General features: G+C 68.3%; 17 protein-coding genes, 1 tRNA gene, 1 pseudogene and 2 riboswitches. Of the genes and pseudogenes, 14 read left to right on the top strand and 5 right to left on the bottom strand.

Annotated features, from left to right (window positions below; translation table 11 throughout):
* Positions 1-203: 203 nt before the first annotated feature.
* The gene (locus tag KR541_RS00840; protein WP_124631516.1) at positions 204-1,991 is read right to left on the bottom strand and encodes an O-linked N-acetylglucosamine transferase, SPINDLY family protein; all 1,788 of its coding nucleotides are present in this window, start codon (positions 1,989-1,991) and stop codon (positions 204-206) included.
* On the opposite strand from KR541_RS00840, the gene KR541_RS00835 reads away from it, so the two are divergent.
* From KR541_RS00835 to KR541_RS00805, 7 genes are all read left to right on the top strand, one after another.
* Positions 1,990-2,253: a hypothetical protein gene (locus KR541_RS00835; protein WP_060733872.1), complete on the top strand. Its 264-nt coding sequence runs from the start codon at positions 1,990-1,992 to the stop codon at positions 2,251-2,253. The two genes, KR541_RS00840 and KR541_RS00835, sit on opposite strands and share 2 nt — an antisense overlap.
* Positions 2,254-2,397: 144 nt before the next feature.
* Positions 2,398-3,183 carry a class I SAM-dependent methyltransferase gene (locus KR541_RS00830; RefSeq protein ID WP_014722216.1) on the top strand — a complete coding sequence of 262 codons (786 nt, stop codon included), beginning with the start codon at positions 2,398-2,400 and terminating at the stop codon, positions 3,181-3,183.
* Positions 3,180-4,565 carry an NAD(P)/FAD-dependent oxidoreductase gene (locus tag KR541_RS00825; RefSeq protein ID WP_213345879.1) on the top strand — a complete coding sequence of 462 codons (1,386 nt, stop codon included), beginning with the start codon at positions 3,180-3,182 and terminating at the stop codon, positions 4,563-4,565. The genes KR541_RS00830 and KR541_RS00825 overlap by 4 nt, the downstream gene beginning before the upstream one ends.
* Positions 4,562-5,284, top strand: coding sequence for a WbqC family protein (locus tag KR541_RS00820; RefSeq protein ID WP_089488038.1), 723 nt, complete (start codon positions 4,562-4,564; stop codon positions 5,282-5,284). The genes KR541_RS00825 and KR541_RS00820 overlap by 4 nt, the downstream gene beginning before the upstream one ends.
* Positions 5,285-5,294: 10 nt before the next feature.
* On the top strand, positions 5,295-5,942 hold the full coding sequence (locus KR541_RS00815) for a class I SAM-dependent methyltransferase (RefSeq protein WP_050015944.1): 648 nt from the start codon (positions 5,295-5,297) through the stop codon (positions 5,940-5,942).
* Positions 5,943-5,999: 57 nt separating this feature from the next.
* Positions 6,000-7,157 (top strand): dTDP-4-amino-4,6-dideoxygalactose transaminase, encoded by a 1,158-nt coding sequence (gene rffA / locus KR541_RS00810; protein ID WP_050015942.1) that lies wholly within the window; start codon positions 6,000-6,002, stop codon positions 7,155-7,157.
* Between the two features lie 2 nt (positions 7,158-7,159).
* On the top strand, positions 7,160-10,528 hold the full coding sequence (locus tag KR541_RS00805; RefSeq protein ID WP_176016517.1) for a glycosyltransferase family protein: 3,369 nt from the start codon (positions 7,160-7,162) through the stop codon (positions 10,526-10,528).
* A gap of 70 nt (positions 10,529-10,598) precedes the next feature.
* On the opposite strand, the gene KR541_RS00800 is transcribed toward KR541_RS00805, so the two are convergent.
* Both KR541_RS00800 and KR541_RS00795 read right to left on the bottom strand, forming a co-directional pair.
* Entirely contained in the window at positions 10,599-12,122 is a 1,524-nt protein-coding gene (locus tag KR541_RS00800; protein ID WP_216089313.1) for a TIGR04222 domain-containing membrane protein, read from the bottom strand.
* A gap of 270 nt (positions 12,123-12,392) precedes the next feature.
* Complete coding sequence (locus tag KR541_RS00795; protein ID WP_124555798.1) at positions 12,393-12,878, bottom strand: RICIN domain-containing protein; 486 nt, start codon at positions 12,876-12,878, stop codon at positions 12,393-12,395.
* A 442-nt stretch (positions 12,879-13,320) separates the two neighbouring features.
* On the opposite strand from KR541_RS00795, the pseudogene KR541_RS00790 reads away from it, so the two are divergent.
* Positions 13,321-13,548: pseudogene (locus KR541_RS00790) on the top strand (tyrosine-type recombinase/integrase); the annotation flags it as partial.
* A 54-nt stretch (positions 13,549-13,602) separates the two neighbouring features.
* On the opposite strand, the gene KR541_RS00785 reads toward KR541_RS00790, so the two are convergent.
* Positions 13,603-13,678: transfer RNA gene (locus KR541_RS00785), tRNA-Arg, on the bottom strand.
* Between the two features lie 251 nt (positions 13,679-13,929).
* Between KR541_RS00785 and KR541_RS00780 the strand changes: the two genes are divergently transcribed.
* Entirely contained in the window at positions 13,930-14,817 is an 888-nt protein-coding gene (locus KR541_RS00780; protein ID WP_089488035.1) for a c-type cytochrome, read from the top strand.
* Positions 14,818-14,927: 110 nt separating this feature from the next.
* On the opposite strand, the gene KR541_RS00775 is transcribed toward KR541_RS00780, so the two are convergent.
* Positions 14,928-17,015: a UvrD-helicase domain-containing protein gene (locus KR541_RS00775; protein ID WP_089488034.1), complete on the bottom strand. Its 2,088-nt coding sequence runs from the start codon at positions 17,013-17,015 to the stop codon at positions 14,928-14,930.
* A gap of 308 nt (positions 17,016-17,323) precedes the next feature.
* Between KR541_RS00775 and KR541_RS00770 the strand changes: the two genes are divergently transcribed.
* From KR541_RS00770 to gcvH, 5 genes are all read left to right on the top strand, one after another.
* Positions 17,324-18,031, top strand: a complete 708-nt coding sequence (locus tag KR541_RS00770; RefSeq protein ID WP_050015910.1) for an SGNH/GDSL hydrolase family protein — start codon at positions 17,324-17,326, stop codon at positions 18,029-18,031.
* 294 nt (positions 18,032-18,325) lie between these two features.
* Positions 18,326-19,378, top strand: a complete 1,053-nt coding sequence (locus KR541_RS00765) for an oxidoreductase (RefSeq protein WP_124555781.1) — start codon at positions 18,326-18,328, stop codon at positions 19,376-19,378.
* Between the two features lie 209 nt (positions 19,379-19,587).
* Complete coding sequence (locus KR541_RS00760) at positions 19,588-19,953, top strand: hypothetical protein (RefSeq protein WP_050015906.1); 366 nt, start codon at positions 19,588-19,590, stop codon at positions 19,951-19,953.
* 114 nt (positions 19,954-20,067) lie between these two features.
* Positions 20,068-20,170, top strand: a riboswitch (glycine riboswitch).
* Between the two features lie 32 nt (positions 20,171-20,202).
* A riboswitch (glycine riboswitch) is annotated at positions 20,203-20,336 on the top strand.
* Between the two features lie 83 nt (positions 20,337-20,419).
* Positions 20,420-21,538, top strand: a complete 1,119-nt coding sequence (gcvT, locus tag KR541_RS00755; RefSeq protein WP_124638029.1) for a glycine cleavage system aminomethyltransferase GcvT — start codon at positions 20,420-20,422, stop codon at positions 21,536-21,538.
* Between the two features lie 122 nt (positions 21,539-21,660).
* Positions 21,661-22,041, top strand: coding sequence for a glycine cleavage system protein GcvH (gcvH, locus tag KR541_RS00750; RefSeq protein ID WP_050015903.1), 381 nt, complete (start codon positions 21,661-21,663; stop codon positions 22,039-22,041).
* Positions 22,042-22,047: the final 6 nt, after the last annotated feature.

The following is a 22,047-nucleotide window of genomic DNA, read 5'->3' as shown; positions in this document are numbered from 1 at the left end:
GAAGCCGATCCGCCTGCCGCCGTGTCCGATCATCACGGCCGACGCCGCCATCCCATCGCGTGCCATCCCGACGACGGTGTCGCGCACGCGCCACCGGTCGGAATGACGATCACGTCGGCCGGCGCGGTGTTCGGCGCGAGGGCCGCCATGTTCCGCTTGCCGCCACCATGGAAATGCCCACGCACGTCAAGTCGTAGGCGGCCTCACACGGATGCGACCGGCGCGGCTTCGACGTGCTGCGCCCACATGCCGTGCAGTGCGTCCTCGAAGTGGCGCGCGAAGCGGGGCGCATCGCACAGCGGCGACGCGAGCACCTGCGCGCGCAGCGTCGTGCGCAGCGCCGCCAGCTCGGCCGGCTGGCCAACCTGCGCGACGGCCTTCGCGACATACGCGGCGTCGTCGTCCGCGATCCACTCGGGCAGCCGCGCCGAATGCAGCAGGCTCTCGGCGATGTGCGACAGGAAGCGCTCGCCGCGCCGGCACAGCACGGGCACGCCCATCCACAGCGCTTCGGCGGTCGTCGTGCCGCCCGGATACGGGAACGGGCTCAGCATCAGGTCGACACGCCGGTACGCGGCCAGGTATTCGGCGCGCGGCGAGCGGCCTTCGAGGATCAGGCGCTGCGCGCCGATGCCGTGCGCCGCGAAGCGCGCGGCAAGCGCCTGCTGCTCGCGCGGATCGTCGAGATGCTCGGCCTTCACGAACAGCTTCGCGCCCGCGACCGATTGCAGCACGCGCGACCAGACCGCGACGACATGATCGGTAATCTTCGCGAGCTTGCCGAAATAGCCGAAGGTCGGATGGCCGTTCGCGAGCATCGGCAGCGCGCCGACGTCGACAGGCTCGGCCGGCGGCGTGAAGCACAGATAGCTGTCCGGCAGGTGCCACGGCCGCTCGGTGAAATGCGCGGCCTCGGCGGGCGGCAGCACGTGACGGTCGCCGATCACGTAGTCGATCGCGCCCACGCCGGTGCTCGCGAAATAACCGGGCCAGCTCGCCTGCAGCGGCGCCGGCTTCCACGCGAACAGCGGCAGGCGGTTGTAGACCGTGTGGCCCGCCGCGTCGAGCAGCACGTCGATGCGGTCCGCGCGGACACGCGCAGCCGCCGCTTCGTCGCTCAGGCCGGCGATGCTGGTCCATGTCGAGAAGGCCGGCTTGATGCGGGCGGTCACGTCGTCCTCGACGTCGCGCGTCGGGTACGCATGCATCTCGATCCGGTTCGCGTCGAGATGCTTCAGCATGCTCTCGATGAAATAGCCGACCGGATGCGACTTCAGGTCGCCCGACACGATGCCGACCTTCAGCGGCCGCCCGACCCGGGGAGCCAGGTCGACGAGCCAGTCCGTCCACGGCGTCGCGCACCGCGTGACGAGTTCGTCGTAGCGCGCGGCCTCGGCGAGATAGGCGTCGTGGTCGAACGCTTCGCTGAAGTGGCTCGCGAACAGCAGGTTGCTGCGCGGCTCCGGCAGTTCGGGGCGCAGCGCGACCGCGTGCCGGTAAGCCTCGAGCGCGGCCGGAATCTCGTTCAGGTCGAACAGCGCATTCCCAACGTTGTTGTAGGCCTGGCCGTTGTCCGGCTTCAGCGCAATGGCCTGGCAGAACGCATCGACGGCCGCGCGCGCGTCGCCGGCGAGCCGCAGCGCGTTGCCGAGGTTGTTGTACGCATCGACGTAGTCGGGTCGCAGCTCGATTGCGAGACGGAAGCACTCGGCGGCGGCGGCGTGACGGTTGTCCGCCTGCATCACGTTGCCGAGGTTGTAGTAGTACATCGCGTCCGGCCGGATCTCGATCGCCGCCATGATCAGGTCGGATGCCTCCTGATAGCGCCCGTACTGATGGCCGATCAGGCCGAGGAGGTGAAGCGCGTCCGCGTGCCGGGGATCGGTGTCGAGGATCTGCCGGTACAGCGTCTCGGCCTCTTCCAGCCGGTCGGCCTGATGGTGCGCCAGCGCCTGTTCGATCGTGGCGGCGGCGGGGGAGGTGGGCATCATGAGCTTTGTCGTCCTGGTAGCCAATACGGGATTCGAATCGCGGCCGGCGCCGCTGCGTCGGCACACGCCTTCGCCCGCGGACGCACGCACCGACGGTCTCCGACGTGTCCGAATTCTCCACGCGCTCGCCGCGTTCCAATTTGGCGAGCAGGTGCTGGAATTGGTCGCTATTCCCGCGACTGCACGCCGCCCCCTCGGGCGCCCCGAATTCGCGCCGGACACGCGCGCATCCATCGAAATGCGGGGTGAAACCACCCGCTAATCCGACATTCGATCCTGGCGGCGCTCGCTAGACTTGATCGTAGAAAGATGTCCGACCTGCGACGCTCGGACGGTTGCGCATTCCGATGCCACCGTGCCGACACGCGCTCGTCCGGTCACACCCTTTGCGCCTGGAGCCCTGTGTATGCACGAATCAGCGATCATCACCAACGCAGATGGCGATCAGCTCGCGGCGCGCCGCGAACTGTTCGACCTGATGCAGACCTACCCCGCGACGCGCGAGGAACTGGAACGGTCGCTCGGCCTGTTCGTGCGCGGCTCGCTCCTCGCACGCATTCTCGCGACCTTCGAGATTTATCAAAAAATCGTGCCGCTGCCGGGCGCGATCCTCGATCTCGGCACGTGGCGCGGGCAGACCGCCGTGCTGTGCGAGAACTTCCGCGCGATTCTCGAGCCGCTGAACTTCCAGCGCCGGATCCACGCATTCGATACGTTCACGGGCTACACGGGCTTCGCCGAGCACGACACCCGCGACCGCAAGCTGTTCTCCGACGGCACGTACTCGCTGTCCGGCGAGTACGCCGACCTGCTGCGCAAGCTGCTGAACCTGCACGAGCGCAGCAACGCGATGGGACACGTGCATGACAAGCACCACGTGTGGGAAGGCGACTGCCGCGATACGCTGGCGGCGTTCGACGAAGCGCATCCCGGCGAGATGGTCGCGCTCGCGTGGTTCGACCTGAACGTGATCGAGCCGACCCGGCACGCGTTCGACGCGGTGATGGAGCGGCTGGTGCCCGGCGGCGTCGTCGCGTTCTGGCAGCTCACCCGCGGCGGCCAGCTGCCCGCGGAAGGCGTCCATTACCTGCGCGACCTGCTCGGCAACCGTCCGCACCAGATCCACAAGGCTGCGGCCTATCCGTCGCTCTGCTACCTGTCATTCCCCGAAGGTGGGGGCACACGCAAATGAAAATCGCAATCCTCGGCAACGGCATTCTCGGCCTGATGACGGCCCGAGCATGGCAGCAGGCCGACGCGGGCGTCGAACTCGTGATCGTCGGCCACGCGCATCGGCCCGGCTCGGCCACGCGCGCTGCGGCGGCGATGCTCAATTCGTTCACCGAGCTGGAAGGCGATTCGCTCGGCACGCCGATCGACCGCTTCAAGTTCGAGCTGAGCCGCGGCGCGACGGCGGCCTGGCCCGCCGTATTCGCTGAAATCTGCACGCCGGCGCGCGCGGTCGCGCACGGCTTCGGCACCTTCGTGCTGAACAACGCGGCGACCGACGCGCTCGACGACGAGAACTTCGCGGCCATGCAGCGGTTCTGCCGCGAATTCGAGGAGCCCTGCGAGGCGGTCGATCCGTCAGGCATCCCGAACTATCATCCGGACCCGCGCTATCGCGCGCTGAAGGCGGTCTTCCTGAAGCGCGAAGGCTGGGTCAATCCCAAACAGTTTCTCGACGCGCTGACCGCGTCGGTCGCGCAAGCCGGCAACGTGCGCTTCATCGACGCCGAGGTCGAGCGGCTCGACACCGCGGCCGGACGCGTCACCGGGGCGCGCCTGTCCGATGGCAGCGTGCTCGGCGCGGACCGCTTCATCCTCTGCAACGGCGCCAACGTGACGCGCGTGCTGCAGGCGAGCCTGCCCGAGCTGCCGGTGCAGCGGATGTTCTACGGCATCGGCATGTCGATCGAACTGCAGAGCACGGAGAACGTGCACACGCACTGCGTGCGCACGACCAACCGCGGCCTCGCGTGCGGTGTGTATTCGGCGCCGTACGGGCCCGACCGGACCCTCGTCGGCGCCAGCAACTACATCAGCCCGGTGCCGCACGAGCACGGCCACGCCGGCAGCGCGTACACGCTGCTCAAGTCCGCGATGGACCAGATCAACACCCGCTTCTCGCGCGCGAACCTGGTCAACGTCAACGTCGGCTGGCGGCCGACGACGTCCGACCTGTATCCGCTGTTCGGCGAAACCAGCGTGCGCGGCCTGTGGATTCTCGGCGGCACCAAGCGCGACGGCTTCCACCTGTCGCCGGTGCTGAGCCGCGATCTCGTCGCGGCGATGCGCGGCGAGCCGATCGATCCGCGCTACGCGGAACTCGCGCCCGAACGCCCGCTGATCCGCAACATGACGCGCGAGGCGGCGATCGCGAAGACGGTACGCCATCAGATCAATGCCGCGTACCAGCACGACTTCGTGCCGGCGCGCAACCGCATGGTCGAACAGCTCCGGAACGCGATGCGCGCGGACCTGGAGGCGCTGCACGACAAGCTGGGCGCAACGGACTGGGGCATTCCGCCCGAGCTCGTCGACATGTACCGGTACGGCCACATTCCGGCATGAGCGGTGCGACCATGAACCGCGACGCGAAGCGGGTGGCGATCGTCCAGTCCAACTACATTCCGTGGAAGGGCTACTTCGACCTGATCGCCGCCAGCGACGAGTTCATCCTCTACGATGACGCGCAGTACACGCGCCGCGACTGGCGCAACCGCAACCAGATCAAGACGCCGCAGGGCGTGCAATGGCTGAGCGTGCCGGTGAAGGTGAAGGGCAAGTATCACCAGTCGATCCGCGAAACCGAGATCGACGGCGCCGACTGGGCGCCGCTGCACTGGAAGGCCCTGCAGCAGAACTACGCGCGCGCGCCGCACTTCGCGCGCTATGCGGACGAGCTCGAAGCGCTCTACACCGGTCGCACCTACGGGATGCTGAGCGAGCTGAATGCCGCGATGCTGACGTGGGTCCTGCGGCAACTGGAAATCGGCACGCGCGTGTCGTCGACGTCGGACTATGCGCTCCACGGCGACCGCACCGAGAAGCTGCTGAACCTGTGCGTGCAGGCGGGCGCGTCCGAGTACCTGTCCGGCCCGGCCGCGCGCAGCTACCTCGACGAGAACCTGTTCGCCGATGCCGGCGTCGCGGTGCGCTGGTTCGACTATCCGAGCTATCCCGAGTATCCGCAGCAGTGGGGCGACTTCGTCCACGGCGTGACCGTGCTCGACGTGCTGTTCAACTGCGGTCCCGACGCGCGTCGGTACGCGCTGACCTCGAAAGACTGAGGCGATGTCCATGAGCGAATCCCGGCATGCGAGCCTGCTGGAAGAAGTGGCCGCGTACTACAGCGCGCGGCTGGCCGAGCACGGCGCGACCGCGCGCGGCGTCGACTGGAACGGCGAAACCGGCCAGTTCCTGCGCTTCGAACAACTGACGAAGATCCTGCCCGAGTCCGGCGGCCACTCGGTGAACGATATCGGCTGCGGCTACGGCGCGCTGGTCGATTTCCTGAAGGCGCGTGCGCTGCCGGACGGCTTCGCGTATGCGGGCTACGACATCTCGTCCGACATGGTCGACGCCGCGCGGCAGCGCTATCGCGACGACGCGAACGTCGCGTTTCATGTCGGCGCGGTGCCGCAGGCCGCGTCGGACTACGGGATCGCATCCGGCATCTTCAACGTCAGGCGCGGTCACGGCGACGACGCATGGCTCGACTACATCCACGCAACGCTCGACACGCTGCACGCGACGAGCCGACTGGGCTTCGCGTTCAACTGCCTGACGTCGTATTCCGATCCGCCGTTCATGCGCCCGGACCTCCTGTACTACGCGGACCCGTGCGCGCTGTTCGATCGCTGCAAGCGCCGCTATTCGCGCCACGTCGCGCTGCTGCACGACTACGGCCTGTACGAATTCACGATTCTCGTCCGCAAGGACATCTGAGCGGCGCCGCGCGCGAGTCGCGCGGCCGAACGTCCCCCCTTACTGCGGAGCCTGACCATGTTCGGCCCACCCAATCTCGACGTCATTCCGTTCGGCCGCCCGTTCGTGGTCGGCAAGGAGCTCTACTACATCGCGAAAGCGGTCGAGCAGGGCGGCCTCGCCGGCGACCAGGCGTTCACGAAGCTCTGCCACCGCTGGCTGGAAGCGCGCATCGGCTGCCAGCGCGCGCTGCTCACGCACTCGTGCACGGCCGCGCTCGAGATGGCCGCGATCCTCGCCGACGTGCAGCCCGGCGACGAAGTGATCATGCCGTCCTACACGTTCGTGTCGACCGCCAACGCGTTCGTGCTGCGCGGCGCGACGCCGGTGTTCGTCGACATCCGCCGCGACACGCTGAACCTTGACGAGACGCAGATCGCCGCCGCGATCACCCAGCGCACGCGCGCGATCGTGCCGGTGCACTACGCGGGCGTCGCATGCGACATGGACGTGATCGGGCAGCTCGCGGCGGACCACGACCTGTGGGTGATCGAGGACGCCGCTCAGGCGCTGCAGTCGTCGTGGAACGGCAAGCCGCTCGGCAGCCTCGGCCACCTCGCGTGCCTCAGCTTCCACGAGACCAAGAACGTGATCTCGGGCGAAGGCGGCGCGCTGCTGGTCAACGACCCGCGCCTCGTCGAGCGCGCGGAAATCATCCGCGAGAAGGGCACCAACCGCAGTCAGTTCTTCCGCGGGCAGGTGGACAAGTACACATGGGTCGACGTCGGCTCGTCGTTCCTGCCGGGCGAGCTGATCGCGGCGTTCCTGTACGCGCAGTTCGAGCACGCCGACGTGATCACCGCGCAGCGGCGCGCGACCGTGCAGCGCTACCAGGACGCGCTGCGGCCGCTGCACGCGGACGGGCTGATCGAGCTGCCCGCGATTTCGCTCGCCGAGCGCGGCAACGGCCACATGTTCTATTTCCTCGCACGCACCCTCGCCGAACGCACCGAGTTGCTGCAGCAGATCCGCGCGGTGGGCGTGAACGCGGTGTTCCACTACGTGCCGCTGCACAGTTCGCCGGCCGGCCAGCGCTACGGGCGCTGCGGGTCCGGCATGGCGGTGACGGACCTCGTCGCCGACCGGCTCGTCCGGCTGCCGCTTTACCACGACATGACCGAAGCCGAACAGGATCGCATCCTCGACGTGGTCTTCGATTTCTACCGCACCCGATAACGATGACGACTCCCAAACTTGGCCTGGCGCACGGCGGTTCGCGCATTTTTACGCGACTCGGCCACCCGTACTACATCCTCGCGCCGAATTTCCGGCAAACCTCCGGCGGGATCCGCGCGATGCACTACCTGTGCCACGTGCTGAACCTGCTCGGCCACGAAGCGTACGTCTGCACGCCGGTCGTGCATCCTGACCTGCGCACGCCGCCGCTGACCGACGACATCGTGCAGGCGCACGCCCGCGCGAATCGCAGCCCGATCGTCGTCTACCCGGACGTCGTCACCGGCAATCCGTTCAACGCGCGCTGCGTCGTACGCTACCTGCTGGCCGAGCCCGGCCGCATCAACGGCGAACCGATCACCCTGCAGCCGAACGACCTCATCTTCACGTTCGGGCCGTCGCTGGTGCCCGAAGAATGGCAGGCGGACCTGCTGCGCATGCCGCTGGTCGACACGCGCATCTTCAACAGCGACGGTGTCGACGACGCCCGCCGCAACGGCACGGCCGTCTTCATCAATCGCCACCTGCGGCGCGGCGGCACGCTGCATCCGGTCACCGCCGAGTCGATCGAAATCTCGACCCGCGTGCCGGAACGTTCGGCGCACGAACTCGCGGCGCTGTTCCGACAGGTCGAGTGCGTGTACATGTACGAATGGTCCACCGCCGTGTTCGAAGCGCTGCTGTGCGGCTGCCCGGTCGTGTGCATCATGAATGACGCGTCGCTGTCGGAGCCGACCCGGTGGGTGATGGACGGCAAGGGCATCGCGTGGGGGCTCGACGAACACGAGATCGCCCACGCGAAGGCCACCGTTCACGAAGCGCGCAGCGTCTACCTGAAGGAAGAGGAGGCGTTCTGGCAGCAGTTGCAGAACTTCGTCGAGCGGACCCAGGCCCACGCGGACACGCTGGATGCGCAGGCCTTCGCGACGGGCGCCGCCGCCCAGGGACGGCCCGCGTCCGCGCCGCGCTCGTGCATCGCGGTCGTCACCGCCGAGCCGGCCGACCACGCGCGCACCAGCATGCGCTTCGCGCAGCCGTTCGCGCGGCTGGACCGCGAATGGGCGCTGACGTTCCCTGTCACGCCAGCCGGCATCGATCCCGACGCGCTGCAGCGCGCTGACCTGATCGTGCTGCAGGGCGACACGCCGGGCCTGCTGTCTCCCGCCACGCTGGAACACCTGTTTTCGCTCGGCAAGCCGGTCGTCCTCGAGATCGACACGCCGCTCGACACGCTGCTCGCCGACATCCCCGGCGCGGCCGACAACGCGCGCCGCAAGGCGGGCATCCGCAGCGCCGTGCAGCGCGCGCATGCGCTCGTCGTGCCGTCGGAAGCGCTGGCGCGGCAGTACCGTCATGTCAACGCATCGGTCCACGTGCTGCCGACCGGCGTCGATCTCGAGCGTCTGCACCGCGCGGCGCCCGGCGTGCGCGACCACGTGAACCTCGCGGTTTCCGGCACCGGTCTCGACGACGTGCGTCTCGAGCAGGTCCGCCAGGCGCTGGTCGAGCTCCGCCGCCGGTTTCCGGGGAAGCTCCGGGTATCGTTCGTCGGTGCGGCGCTGCCGGCCGGCTGGGACCGCGAACCGGACGTCACGCTGATCGCGGAGCCTGCCCCTTACGACAGCTACGCCGACGCGCTGAAGCGCGCGGACCTCGACATCGCGCTGGTCGCGGCGCCGGTCAAATTGCACGACGACGCGCCGCCGCGCGCATGGCTCGAATGCTCGGCGGCCGGCGCGGCCACGGTGCTCGTCGCCACGCCGGCGGAAGGCTGCCCGGTTGTCCACGGCCGCACGGGCTGGCTCGTCGCCGACACCGCCGACGCGTGGGTCGACGCGATCGCGCACCTGATCGAGCATCCGCAAACCCGCGCGCAACTCGCCGCGGCCGCGCAGGATGCGATCCGTGCGCAGCACGACATCGGCCGCAACGCCGCGCGCCACGGCGTGCTGTACGCGCGGCTGCTCGCGGAGAACCGGACGCTGGCGCCCGTCGCCGCGACGGCGGACGCCGCACCGCGCCGCAAGCGCCTGATCGTGTACTCGATCGATCCGGACGCGTGCGCGTCATCGCGAATTCGCCTCACGCTGCCGTTCGGTCTGCTGAACGACGAATGGGAACTCGTCCCGGGCATCCGGGACGGCCAGATCGACAGCAGCGTGCTGGCCACGGCCGACGCCATCCTGCTGCACCGGCTGACGCCCGGCATGCTGACGGGCAACGACCTGTACACGATCTTCAAGCATGAAAAGCCGGTGATCTACGAGACCGACGACCTGCTGACCGACCTGCCGGCCGCGCATCCGCTCGCCACGCAAGGCGGGATGGCCCGCGCGGGGATCGAGCTCGTGCTGCGCAACGCGGACGCCGTGATCGTATCCACGCCGTTCATCGCCAGCCGCTACCGGCTGTCGCACCCGCGCGTTCACGTGCTGCCCGACAGCGTGGACTTCGACCGGTTCTACCGCCCCGTGACGGCGCGCGGCGACGACTGCGTGACGATCGGCATCGCCGGCGCGTCGCTGCGCGCCGACAACTTCGCGCTGGTCGACGCGGCGCTGCACGCGATCTGCGCACGCCATCCCGGCAAGGTCAAGGTGAGTTTCGTCGGCGCGGACGTCCCGCCAGGCTGGGCCGGCCACCCGGCCGCCGGGTGCGAGCCCGAGCTTCACGACTACGACGCGCACGCACGACGCCTGCCGGAACGGCGCTGGGACGTCGCGCTGCTGCCGCTCGCCGACCACGACTACAACGCCGGCACGAGCACGATCCAGTGGCAGGAATACGCGGCGGCCGGCATCGCGTCGATCGTCAGCGACCGGCCAGCCTATCGCCTCGCGCTGCACGACGGCTGCGACGGCCTGCTGGTCCCGGACGAACCGCAGGCCTGGGTCGACGCGCTCGATCGGCTGATCGCGAACCCGGCGCTGCGCCGCGGGCTCGCGCGCACGGCGCAGGCGAAGGTCCGCAAGCATCACGCGCTGCAGCAGGCGCTGCCGCGCTATCGCCATGTGTATCAGCAGTGCATCGACAAAGGCGCGGTCGGCAACCCGCCCGGCCGGCCGGATGCGCCGATCCCCGGCGCGCTGATCCTGGACGCCGAAGGCGACCTCGACAAGGTCCGGCTGAGCCTGCAGGAAATCGCAAGGCGGCCGGAACAGGATCTGCTGGCGGTCGTGGTGACCTCGTCGCAGGCGCCGCTGCCCGAATGGACCGACAAGGTGCGCTATCTGCACGCGCCCGAGCACGAGTACACGGCCACCGTCGAGCAAGTCTGCGCACTGCCGGCGTTCGACTGGACGCTGATCGTCGAGGCGGGGGACGGGCGCGCTGCGCAGGCACGAACGCCTGCGGATGCCGCGATCGCGTAGTTCGACGCGCGCCGTGCCGCTTGCCTGACGCTGGCGACCCGGCGCGCTGTTCCGGCAGCGCGCCCTGTGCTCAGCTGCTTGAACAGCCGCCGCAACTGCTTGAGCTGCATGAGCTCGACGAACTGCAGCTCGACGAACTGCAGCTCGACGACGAGTCACTCGAACTGTAGGACGAACCGGTCGATCCGCCCGCCCGCGCGGCGGTCGGCGTCAACGGCGGCGGCTCCATCAGCACCATCGAATACGCGGCCCATGCGGTGCCGGTCAGCGCGCCCGCGCCGAACAGCGCGGCGGTCCACAGCAACGCGTCCGGCCGGTCGTGTTCGTCGCTGCGCACAATCCGTCGGGCGACGAGCGACGCCTGCCCGCCGACCGTCAGGCCGGGCCGCCCGAACCCGGTCAGCCGCCCCACGACGATGCGGTATGCAATCGCGAACGCCGCCATGCAGATCACGAGTAACAAGACCGGCCGTCCGCGACTCAGCCCGACCACCAGTTTCGCCGCGCCCGTGCCGAGCACCCCCAGCGCGATCGCGCGGGCCATGCGCGCCGTCCGCATGTCGCCCGGCGCCCAGAAACAGCCACGCGCGCGCAACGATTTCGCCTGCTCGGCAGCGCGACGCGCCAGCAACTGACGGAACGCGCCGAAGCTGGCCTCCCCCTCAGGCTGCCCGGCCAGCCATTCACATTCGTCCCCGTATTCGCCCGCCCGTGTCGCATCGACGAGCCGCACGCGCCCGCCCAGTCGCCCGGCCATCGCCAGCTCGATCGCGCCGGCGTGAACGAGCGACAGCGTCGCGACCTGCACGACCCGCGACTCGTCGCCGGCGAGGTACGCGGCCTGCTCGACCGTCAGGTCCGACGAGAATGCGCGCCTGCGCCGGCACCGGTATTCGATCTGTTGCGCAAGCCCGATCAACAGCAGCGCGGCCACGCAGGCCGGGATGTAGAACGCGAGAAACTGCGGCCCCGTGTAGTTCAGCACGTCGAAGTCTTGCGCCGATGCGCAGGTCGCGGCGACGCTCGCGGCGGCCGCCGGCCACGCGAGTTTCGGCAGCCGGTTGCGCCACGTGCTCCGCGTCGGCGCGAGGGCCGGCTCATCTGCCTGCGGCGGCACCGCTTCGGCCGGCCGGTCAACGGGGCGCGGCCAGATCGATTCCGGCGGCTCATAGCCGAACAGCCGGCGGTAGCTGTCGAGCGTGTCGCGATAGCGCTGCGCGTACACCGCGCCCTCGTCCGGCGCGCCCGTGGCGGGCATGTGATGCAGTCGCGCACGCAGCACGCCGGCGCAGAAGACGTCCCAGTATTCGAGCGTGTACTGCAGGTGGAAATGCCACGCGGCATCGACCGCGACCGACGGCGTGACCGGGTGCCCGGCCGCCTGCGCGAGAAACGCGAAACGCTTGTACTCCTCGATCACGGCCAGCGCGTGCGCATGCGACCAGCCTTCGGCTTCGGCAAGGCGGCGGCTGTATGGCAGCGGCGCGTGCGGATCGTCGGGAGAATAGGTGTTCAGACGCGCGAGCAGCGCCTGCTGCGCGTCGGTCAGCGCGCAGGCAGCGACTGCGGTCGGGGTGGGCGGAATGGCAGCCATCGGAGTCGGCGCGATGCGCGGACGGCCGCCGCGATCAACGCTTGGAGTTGTGGTTGCGGGCGATTCTCGCACAATGGAAAGGCGGGGGAATAGCGGGGGAAATGACGGCGCGATACCGTGCGGTGACGCTACGCCTGGACGACTTCAGGAAAACGGATCGGGGAATTCGACACCTGGATTCACTCACATCGAAGGGGCCCAAGAGCCCCTTCGATGTGATGCGATGGCAATGTCGGCCGGAACGGCGACGACCGCGGCCCGAAAAATCAATTACGCGTATTGGGGCGCTTTGGCGGCTAACGCATCCAGCACCTTGGTGACTCTCCACTGCTGCGCCTGAGTCCCGTTATAGGCAAACGCCCAAATGACGTTGTTGCCTTGCAAACTGTCGAAGTGGTCGTCGATCACGAGATTCGGATTTGCCACCGACGTGATATATCCCGGGCGCATAGTCAGGCTCCACCGCTGAGATACCGCACCGGTAAATTTACGCACGACGAGCGGTGTCTCGGCAGCAACCTTTCCGTCCTTAAAATCGATCGCCAACTGCTCCGCTGGAGAGTCAGGACTGGTGAAATCGAGAATGAAGAACCCTGGGCTGGCACGAAAATGCCACACGTTTAGTACATCCTGTTCGGTCAGATAGCGCAGTGCCAACGGCGAGTTGGGACCTACAAAGCCGCCCTGGCCAGAATCGGGCACAACGCCGATGCAGCGGCTCCGATCCGCGGCGAATTCAATGATCACGTCACTCATGATATTTTCCTTAAGATAATTGAGAAAATAATCGGCCTCGTCCTTCTTAAAACCCCCTTGAATTGCAAGGCCAGAGCGACCCGCGATCCAAAGGTATCGGCAAGCCACCCTTATCGGTTCTCACCTGGATATAAAATAGACAAATGGCCTCTCGATCTCAATTACACTTGATTACACATGGACGAAAATCGAGATCGATTGAATATTCGATGCCGACGAGTTTGGACTACATGTTGCGACCGGTGACTTGCCTGTTGTTCTTCAGCAAATGCCCGTCTGCTGCCCGCCGCAGGACGCACGCTCGCCGCAGTCGGTCGGCCGGCGAGAACCGTCCGTTCCTCATCACCGACGTGCGGGCAGCAATCGGCCGCGCCGGCACGAAGGGCACGCTCGCGCGTTCGCTCGACGCGATCGCGGCGCAGACGCGACCGAAACCTGGCGAAAGACGTCGAAGCGTGCACGTATCAGTGACTTCCGCGGGCACAACCTGCGCGGCACCTGGGCAAGCTGGCACGTGCGACGCGGCACGCCGCTGCAAGTGCTGAAGGGACCGGGCGGATGGGAGACGATGGAAATGGTGCAGCGGTACGCTCACCTGTCAGCCGATCATCTGGCGCACAGCGTCGCGCCGCTCACGGCCGAGCCCGCGCCGATTCCGGCTGCAATCTAGCTGCAACGGTACTGCACGACGAAGGAAGGAAACCGCTGAGAGCCTGACTAGGCTTGGCGCGCCCGGCTGGGATCGAACCAGCAACCCCTGCCTTCGGAGGGCAGTACTCTATCCATTGAGCTACGGGCGCGTGAGACAGTGAAGCGACCCCATATACAGGCCGCCCACGATTGGCAAGACGGCAAGGATACCCGGTTTCCCAAGACGCGTCCACCTCGCCCGCCGAATCGCCGCCGGACGGCCCTGCGTGCGGGTAAACACGCGCCATCGCGCCGCTCGCCGTGATGTAAACGTTCCGTCTATAATCGTCCGTGCTTCATTGGACTGCCATTTTGCCGTTGCACCGCGCTCACAATTCCTATTCATGGAGACGAGGCAAGCATGAGCGAAGCACCCCACGAATCTCCCGTCAAAACCCCCGGGCAGCTGATTGCCGTCATCATCGCGTCGTTCGCGATTCCGATCGTCCTGATCGTCCTGTTCGCCAATTACGCGAACCATGCATTCCGCTCCGGCGCCGGCACCGACGCGCTATCCGACCAGCAGGTCGCCGCCCGTATCGCGCCGATCGCGAAGGTCGACGTGAAGGACGCCAACGCGCCCCGCACGTACAAGACCGGCGAGGAAGTCTACAAGGCCGTCTGCGTGACCTGCCACGGCACCGGCGCCGCCGGCGCGCCGAAGTTCGGCAACAAGGACGACTGGGCGCCGCGCATCTCGCAAGGCTTCGACACGCTGCTGAAGACGGCCCTCGCGGGCAAGGGCGCGATGCCGGCGCGCGGCGGCACGAGCCCCGACGACGTCAGCGACTATGAAATCGCCCGCGCGATCGTCTACATGGCCAACAACGACGGCGCGAACTTCCCCGAACCGGCCGCGCCGGCCGCCAACGCCGCGCAGCCCGCCAGCGGCGCCCCCGCGTCGGGCGCCGACGCATCGAACGCGCAGGCCGCCGCGGCCATGGCCGCGATCGCCGCGATCCCGAAGGCCGGCGAAAAGCCCGCGGCCGCCCCGGCGGGCGCCGATGCAGCAATGGCCGGCAAGGCGCTGTACGCGTCGACCTGCCAGGCCTGCCATGCAGCCGGCGTGCTCGGCGCACCGAAGTTCGGCAACAAGGCAGACTGGGCGCCGCGCCTGAAGGAATCGATGGATACGGTCTACAACTACGCGCTGCACGGCAAGGGCGCGATGCCGCCGAAGGGCGGGTCGAACGCGTCGGATGCCGACGTGAAGGCGGCCGTCGACTACATGGTCAACGCGGCGAAGTAACGCGCCCGTACGGCCATCCGTAAAAAACCCCCGCGACGCCTTTGAATCGCGGGGGTTTCGTTTTGGTGTCGCCGGTTCATCGCGCCGTGACTAAGGCAGCGCCGCACCCATCACTTCTGCAGCAACGCCTTCAGGCTCGCAAGCCGGTCCTTCGGCGACATCGGCGCTTCTTCCGGCGTCGGCGGCGGCGCTTCGTCGAGCCCCATCTCCGGGATGAAGCGCGACGGTTCGCACACGACCGTCTCGCGCGCCCGCTTGCGCTTCTTGCACCAGTTCAGGTGCAGGCTGCGCTGCGCGCGGGTGATCGCGACGTACATCAGCCGGCGCTCCTCCTCGATCCGTTCGTTGTCGATCGGGCCGTCGTCGTCGCTGCCGCCTCGGTGCGGCATGATGCCTTCCTCGACGCCGACCAGGAACACGTGCGGATACTCGAGCCCCTTCGACGCATGGACGGTCGACAGCCGCACGGCGTCCGGGTCTTCATCCTTGCCTTCGAGCATCGACATCAGCGCGACGGTCTGGATCAGGCCGAGCAGGTTCTTGCCCGTATCGGCGAGGCCGTCCGCGTTGTGGAAACCTTCGGCCTCGCCGTCGACGGCCTCCGTCTCGGGCTTGGTGCCCTTGCGCTTCAGCCATTCGAGGAATTCGAGCACGTTCTGCCACTTCGACTGCGCCTGCCGCTCGTCGAACGCGTCGTACAGGTACGCCTCGTAGTGGATCGCCTCCATCATGTCGTCGAGCACGACGGTCGCGGGCTCCTTGTCCGCGCGCTCGGTCAGGCGCTGGATGAAGTCGCAGAACATCCGCAGCGGCTCGACCTGGCGCGCCGACAGCCGCGCCTCGATCCCGCCCATGTACACGGCCTCGAACAGCGACACCTTCGCCTGCCCCGCGAACGAGCCGAGCGCCTCGAGCGTCGTGTTGCCGATGCCGCGGCGCGGCGTGGTGACGGCGCGGATGAACGCGGGATCGTCGTCGGCGTTCGCGATCAGCCGCAGGTACGCGCACAGATCCTTGATCTCGGCCTTGTCGAAGAACGACTGGCCGCCCGACAGCACGTACGGGATCCGCTCGCGCCGCAGCACCTGTTCGAAGATGCGTGCCTGGAAGTTGCCGCGATACAGGATCGCGTAGTCGCGGAACTGCGCGCGCCGCTCGAACTTGTGCGCGGACAGCCGGAACACGACCGATTCGGCCTCGTGCTCCTCGTCGTTGCACGCCGTGACGGTGATCGAGTCGCCCATCCCGTGCTCGGACCACAGCTTCTTCTCGAACAGCTTCGGGTTGTTCGCGATCACGTTGTTCGCGGCGGTCAGGATCCGCACCGTCGACCGGTAGTTCTGCTCGAGCTTGATCACGTGCAGCTTCGGGAAATCCTTGCCGAGCTGCGCGAGGTTCTCGAGCGTCGCGCCGCGCCAGCCGTAGATCGCCTGGTCGTCGTCGCCGACCGCCGTGAACGCGGCGCGCGGGCCCGCGAGCTGCTTCAGCAGCTCGTACTGGCACGCATTGGTGTCCTGGTACTCGTCGATCAGCAGATAGCGCAGCTTGTTCTGCCAGCGGTCGCGCACCGGCTCGTTCTTCGCGAACAGCTCGGCCGGCAGGCGGATCAGGTCGTCGAAGTCGACCGCCTGGTACGCGTGCAGCGTCGCCACGTAGTTGCGGTAGACCAGCGCGGCCTGGTGCTCGTCCTCGTTGGCCGCGGTCGCCATCGCCTCGTCGGGCATGATCAGGCCGTTCTTCCACAGCGAGATGATGCTCTGGATCTTGCGGATCAGCCCCTTGTCGGTCGTGCCGAGCTGCTCCTGGATCATCCCGAAGCAGTCGTCCGAATCCATGATCGAGAACTGCGGCTTCAGCCCGACGTGCTCGGCCTCCTGGCGCAGGATCTGCACGCCCAGCGAGTGGAACGTGCAGACGGTGAGCTGGTTGACGGGCACCTTGCGGCCTTCCTTGCCGGGCGTGGTGAGCGTCTTGCCTTCCAGCAGCTTCGACACGCGCTCGCGCATTTCGGCGGCCGCCTTGTTCGTGAACGTGACGGCGGCGATATGGCGCGGCTCGAAGCCTTTCGCTTCGATCAGGTGCGCGATCTTCTGCGTGATCACGCGAGTCTTGCCGCTGCCCGCGCCGGCGAGCACGAGACAGGGACCGTCGAGATAGCGCACCGCTTCATTCTGAGCGGGATTCAGGCCTGCGGACATGATGGCGGATGGTGTTGCTGGTTGACGGCGGAGGGCCGGGAGGATGCCGTGCGCGACAGGCTGGGGAAGCAGGCGGACACGCAGGCAGGACGCGCATGTTAACACGTCGGCGGCACGTATTTCGGGCGCGCGGCCGGACGGGCGCGGGCAGGCTTGCCGGGCGGGCGCCCCCTGTCCGTCCGGCGGGGTCGTGCCTGTCCGCTCGGCCAATCTGGCCCCGTCCGCGCCGGGATCGGACACAATATGTACTCCCCGGCGCCGTCCGCGCCGGCCCGCTTCAATTGCCTGAACCGTCGCCGGATCGACTCATGGGATACCCGTTCGCCACCGCCGCCCTCGGCCCGCTGCTGTTCGTGCAGGGGCGCTACGTGCGCCGCGTCACGCCGCGGCTGCCCGAGGCGGCCGGCCCGCGCGACGGCGTGGCCGGCGACGGCCCGCCGCTGCGCGTGCTGGTGGTCGGCGATTCGGCAGCCGCGGGCGTCGGCGTCGCGACGCAGCACGATGCGCTCGCAGGGCAACTGGCGAACGCGCTGGCGGCCACGCACCGCGTGCGCTGGAAACTGCTCGCGCGCACCGGCCTGACCACGCGGGAGCTGGTCGACTGGCTCGCCGCCGAGCCGGCCGAGCCGTTCGACGTGGCCGTCACGTCGCTCGGCGTCAACGACGTGACGGGCGGCGTGCCGCCCGCACGCTGGCTCGCGCAGCAGGCCGAGCTGGTCCGGCTGCTCGCCACGCGCTTCCAGGTCGGGCACGCGATCCTGTCGGCGGTGCCGCCGATGGAGCGCTTCCCGGCGCTGCCGCAACCGCTCGCGTGGTATCTCGGCCTGCGCGCGAGGCGGCTCAACGCGGTGCTCGCAGGCTGGGCCGGCACGCAGCCGGACTGCACGTTCCTCCGGGTCGATTTGCCGCTCGAACGTCACCTGATGGCCGCCGACGGCTTCCATCCCGGCGCATCGGCGTGCGCGGTATGGGCCGCGCAGGTCGCGGCCGCCGTGCGGCAGCGGGTGGGCGCATGACGCGGCACGCTACGGGCAGGTTGGCCGCCACGGCTCGCCGCGCGGCGCGCGCCATGTCACGCCACGCCGAGAGCCGCGAACCGAGCAGAGCCGAGCCGAAAGCCGGGCAGTCGCGCTGCCCGGCACCCGATCTCGCGCAAAATGCCGGCATTCCTTGCGCAGTTGCCGCATCACATCGCGCGTTTCGCCCGACGCGTCTATGCAGGCGGCGGCGCCATGCCAAAATAGCCGGTCGTCTCCGCGCCGCCGCTCCGGCGCGCCATCCTTTAGTTTCCTTCGCAGCCAGGAATTGCCATGTCGTCATTGCTCAGGATTGGTTTGATGGGTTTCGGTTTCGCCGGCGCGACGTTCCACGCGCCCGTGATCGCCACGAGCGGCCGCACTGAAGTCGCCGCGATCGCGACGGGTCAGTCCGATCGCGCGCACGCCGCGTATCCGGGCGCGCGCATCGTCCCCGACCTCGACACGCTGCTCGGCCTCGACGATATCGAATGCGTGGTGATCGCCACGCCGAACGACACGCACTTCACGCTCGCACGCCAGGTGCTCGAAGCGGGCCGCCACGTCGTCGTCGACAAGCCGGTCACGCTCACCGCCGACGAGGCGCTCGCGCTCGCACGGCTCGCGAACGCGCGCAGCCGGCTGTTCGCGCCGTTCCACAACCGCCGCTGGGACGGCGATTTCCTCACCGTGCGTCGCGTCGTCGAATCGGGCGAGTTGGGCCGCCTCACCTACTTCGCGTCGCACTTCGACCGCTTCCGGCCGACGCCACGCCCGCGCTGGCGCGAGGAGCCGACCCGCGGCGGCGGCCTGCTGCTCGACCTCGGCCCGCACCTGATCGATCAGGCGCTCGCGCTGTTCGGCACGCCGGAAACGGTGAGCGCCACCGTCAAGACGCGCCGCGACAACGGCACGGCGCCCGATTTCGTGCACCTGCTGCTCGGCTATCCGGACAAGGACGTCGCGCTGCATGCAAGCGCGCTGTCGGCGATCGAACCCGCGCGCTTCACGCTGCACGGCACGCGCGGCAGCTATCAGAAGTTCGGGCTCGACACGCAGGAAGACCAGCTCAAGGCCGGCCTCACCGCCGACGACGTCGAATTCGGCGGCGGCAACCCGCCCGGCCTGCTGCGCGTGCTCGACGGCGACCTCGAAGTCGAACGTCCGGTGCCGACGCTCGACGGCCAGTACGCGGAGTTCTACCGCGCGCTCGCCGCGTCGATCCGCGACGGCGCGCCGTTCCCGGTCACAGCGCAGGACGCGGTCGACGTGATGACGATCATCGAGCTCGCCGCGCAGAGCGAACACGACGGCCGCCGGGTGCCGTTCGTGCGCCGTAGCGTCTGATGGCCGCCGGGCGGGCCGGTGCCGCCCCGGCCGCCCACCGCGCCACGCCGCCACGCGTCGGCGTCGGCGCTGCGTCTGCCGCCACACCGCCCCGTCGGCCCGGCTCCCAACATTCCGTTACAAATGGTGCGGGAACGAAAGTCAGCGGTCGTCCGGTCTGACGCGTTTCTCAAAATGTCGATTCGACACTTATCCGTCAGGAGAATGTGATGCAACGGTTGATTCGCGCAGCGGCATGCTGCGTCCTGGTTTCCTCGCTCGCGGCGTGTGTCGTGCAACCGCAGCGGCCGGTCCGGCAGGCGCCTCCGCCGCCGCGACCGAATCCGCAGGTCGTCGCGAACGACCGCATGCAGGAGGTCCAGGGCCGGATCGACAATCTGCATCGCCGGATCGACGCGCGCGTGAACGGCGGCTACTACCCGCCGCCGTACGGCGCGCAGTTGCACCACCGCCTCGACGTGATCCGCCAGGAAGCGAACGACATGTCGGCCCAGCACAACGGCGGCCTGTCCGGCGACGAGCAGCGGGTGCTGAACCAGGAACTCGACACGGCCGCACGCGCGATCGGCGAGTGACGCGCCGGCGCCCGCCGGAGCGGAGAAAAGCGGCGGCGCCGGCCGCCGCCGCTTGTCGCGAAGCGACATTCTTTTGCTCAAATTGACAATGCCGACCCGCTCGCGTACAGTCGCCCGCACGCGTCGGGAGAGCGTGTGACCGGGTCGTTCCGACACCGGTTGCGCCGCCGAAGGGGCACACCCGCAAACTCTCAGGCAAAAGGACCGACCGCGTCGGGGAACCGCGTCCGCGCACTGCGCGCACGACACTCCCCGCACTCTGGAGAGCGGCAGTAGCCCGCAGCGCATTGGCTGCGCGGGCAAGCTGCCCACCGAAGGGGCGCGCGTTCGCCGGGCTTGGCCCGCAGCGCAATCTCTCAGGTATCGAGGACAGAGGGGCATGTACCGGATCGCTCGAGGCCATCGGCCGCGGCGGTCGGCACATGGCCGTTCTGATCCGCGCGCAAGCGCCTTGCCTGAGGCCTCGATGACTGCACTGAATCACACCCCGCTCAACGCCGCGCACCGCGCGCTCAATGCCCGCATGGTCGACTTCGGCGGCTGGGACATGCCCGTCAACTACGGCTCGCAGATCGAAGAACACGCGGCCGTGCGCACCGACGCCGGCATGTTCGACGTGTCGCACATGTGCGTCGTCGATTTCACCGGCAGCCGCGTGCGCGCATTCTTCGAGCATGCGATCGCGAACCACGTCGGCAAGCTCAAGACGCCCGGCAAGGCGCTCTACTCGTGCCTGCTCAACCCGCAGGGCGGCGTCATCGACGACCTGATCGTCTACTACTTCACCGAAGAATTCTTCCGCGTGGTCGTCAACGCCGGCACCGCCGAGAAAGACATCGCGTGGTTCAACCAGCTGAACGAGCAAGGCGGCTACGGCCTGACGATCGCGCCGCGCCGCGATTTCGCGATCGTCGCCGTGCAGGGTCCGAACGCCCGCGAAAAGGTCTGGGCGACAGTGCCCGCCGCGCGCGCCGCCACCAGCGAGCTCAAGCCGTTCAACGCCGCGCAGGTCGCCGGCACGCCGTTCGGCGATCTCACCGTCGCGCGCACCGGCTACACCGGCGAAGACGGCTTCGAAGTGATCGTCCCGGCCGTGCACGTCGTCGCGCTGTGGGATGCGCTGCAGCAAAACGGCGTGCGGCCGTGCGGGCTCGGCGCGCGCGACACGCTGCGCCTCGAGGCCGGCATGAACCTGTACGGCCAGGACATGGACGACACCGTCTCCCCGCTCGACGCGGGCCTCGCGTGGACGGTCGACCTCACCGCGCCGCGCGACTTCGTCGGCCGCGCCGCGCTGGAAGCCAACGGCACGCGCGCCGCGTTCGTCGGCCTGATCCTGCAGAAGGAAAACGGCAAGGCGGGCGGCGTGCTGCGCGCGCACCAGAAGGTCGTCACGCCGCACGGCGAAGGCGAGATCACGAGCGGCACGTTCTCGCCGTCGATGCAGGAATCGATCGCGTTCGCGCGCGTGCCGGCGGCCGTCCAGATCGGCGACATCGTCCAGGTGCAAATTCGAGACAAGAATCTTCCCGCGCGCGTGGTAAAACTGCCGTTCGTGCGCAACGGCAAGGTCCTCGCTGCGTAACGACCGGGAGGCGGCCGGGCCGCCTCCCGGCCAGCCGGGAGATGGCGCCCGGCGCAACCCCATCCGGCGCACCATGGCGGCGCGCCAGCAAAACGAACACACCTTTTATCCAGGAGCATCCGATGAGCAACGTCCCGGCCGATCTGAAGTACACCGACGAACACGAGTGGATCCGCACCGAGGCGGACGGCACGCTGACGGTCGGCATCACCGATCACGCGCAGAGCACGCTCGGCGACATCGTCTTCCTCGAGCTGCCCGAAGTCGGCAAGTCGGTGAGCGCGGGCGACGCCGTCGGCGTCGTCGAATCGGTGAAGGCGGCATCCGACATCTACTCGCCGGTGTCCGGCGAGATCGTCGCCGTCAACGAAGCCGCCACCGATGCGCCGGAAGAAGTGAACAGCGACGCATACGGCGTGTGGCTGTTCAAGATCAAGCTCGCGGACGGCGCATCGACCGACAAGCTGATCGACGCCGACGCGTACAGCAAGCTGATCGACTAATTTTCC

This window comes from Burkholderia sola, assembly GCF_905400185.1.
Lineage (GTDB): Bacteria > Pseudomonadota > Gammaproteobacteria > Burkholderiales > Burkholderiaceae > Burkholderia > Burkholderia sola.
The sequence above is the reverse complement of the archived record's forward strand: the minus strand, read 5'-3'. Positions and strand labels throughout refer to the sequence as shown.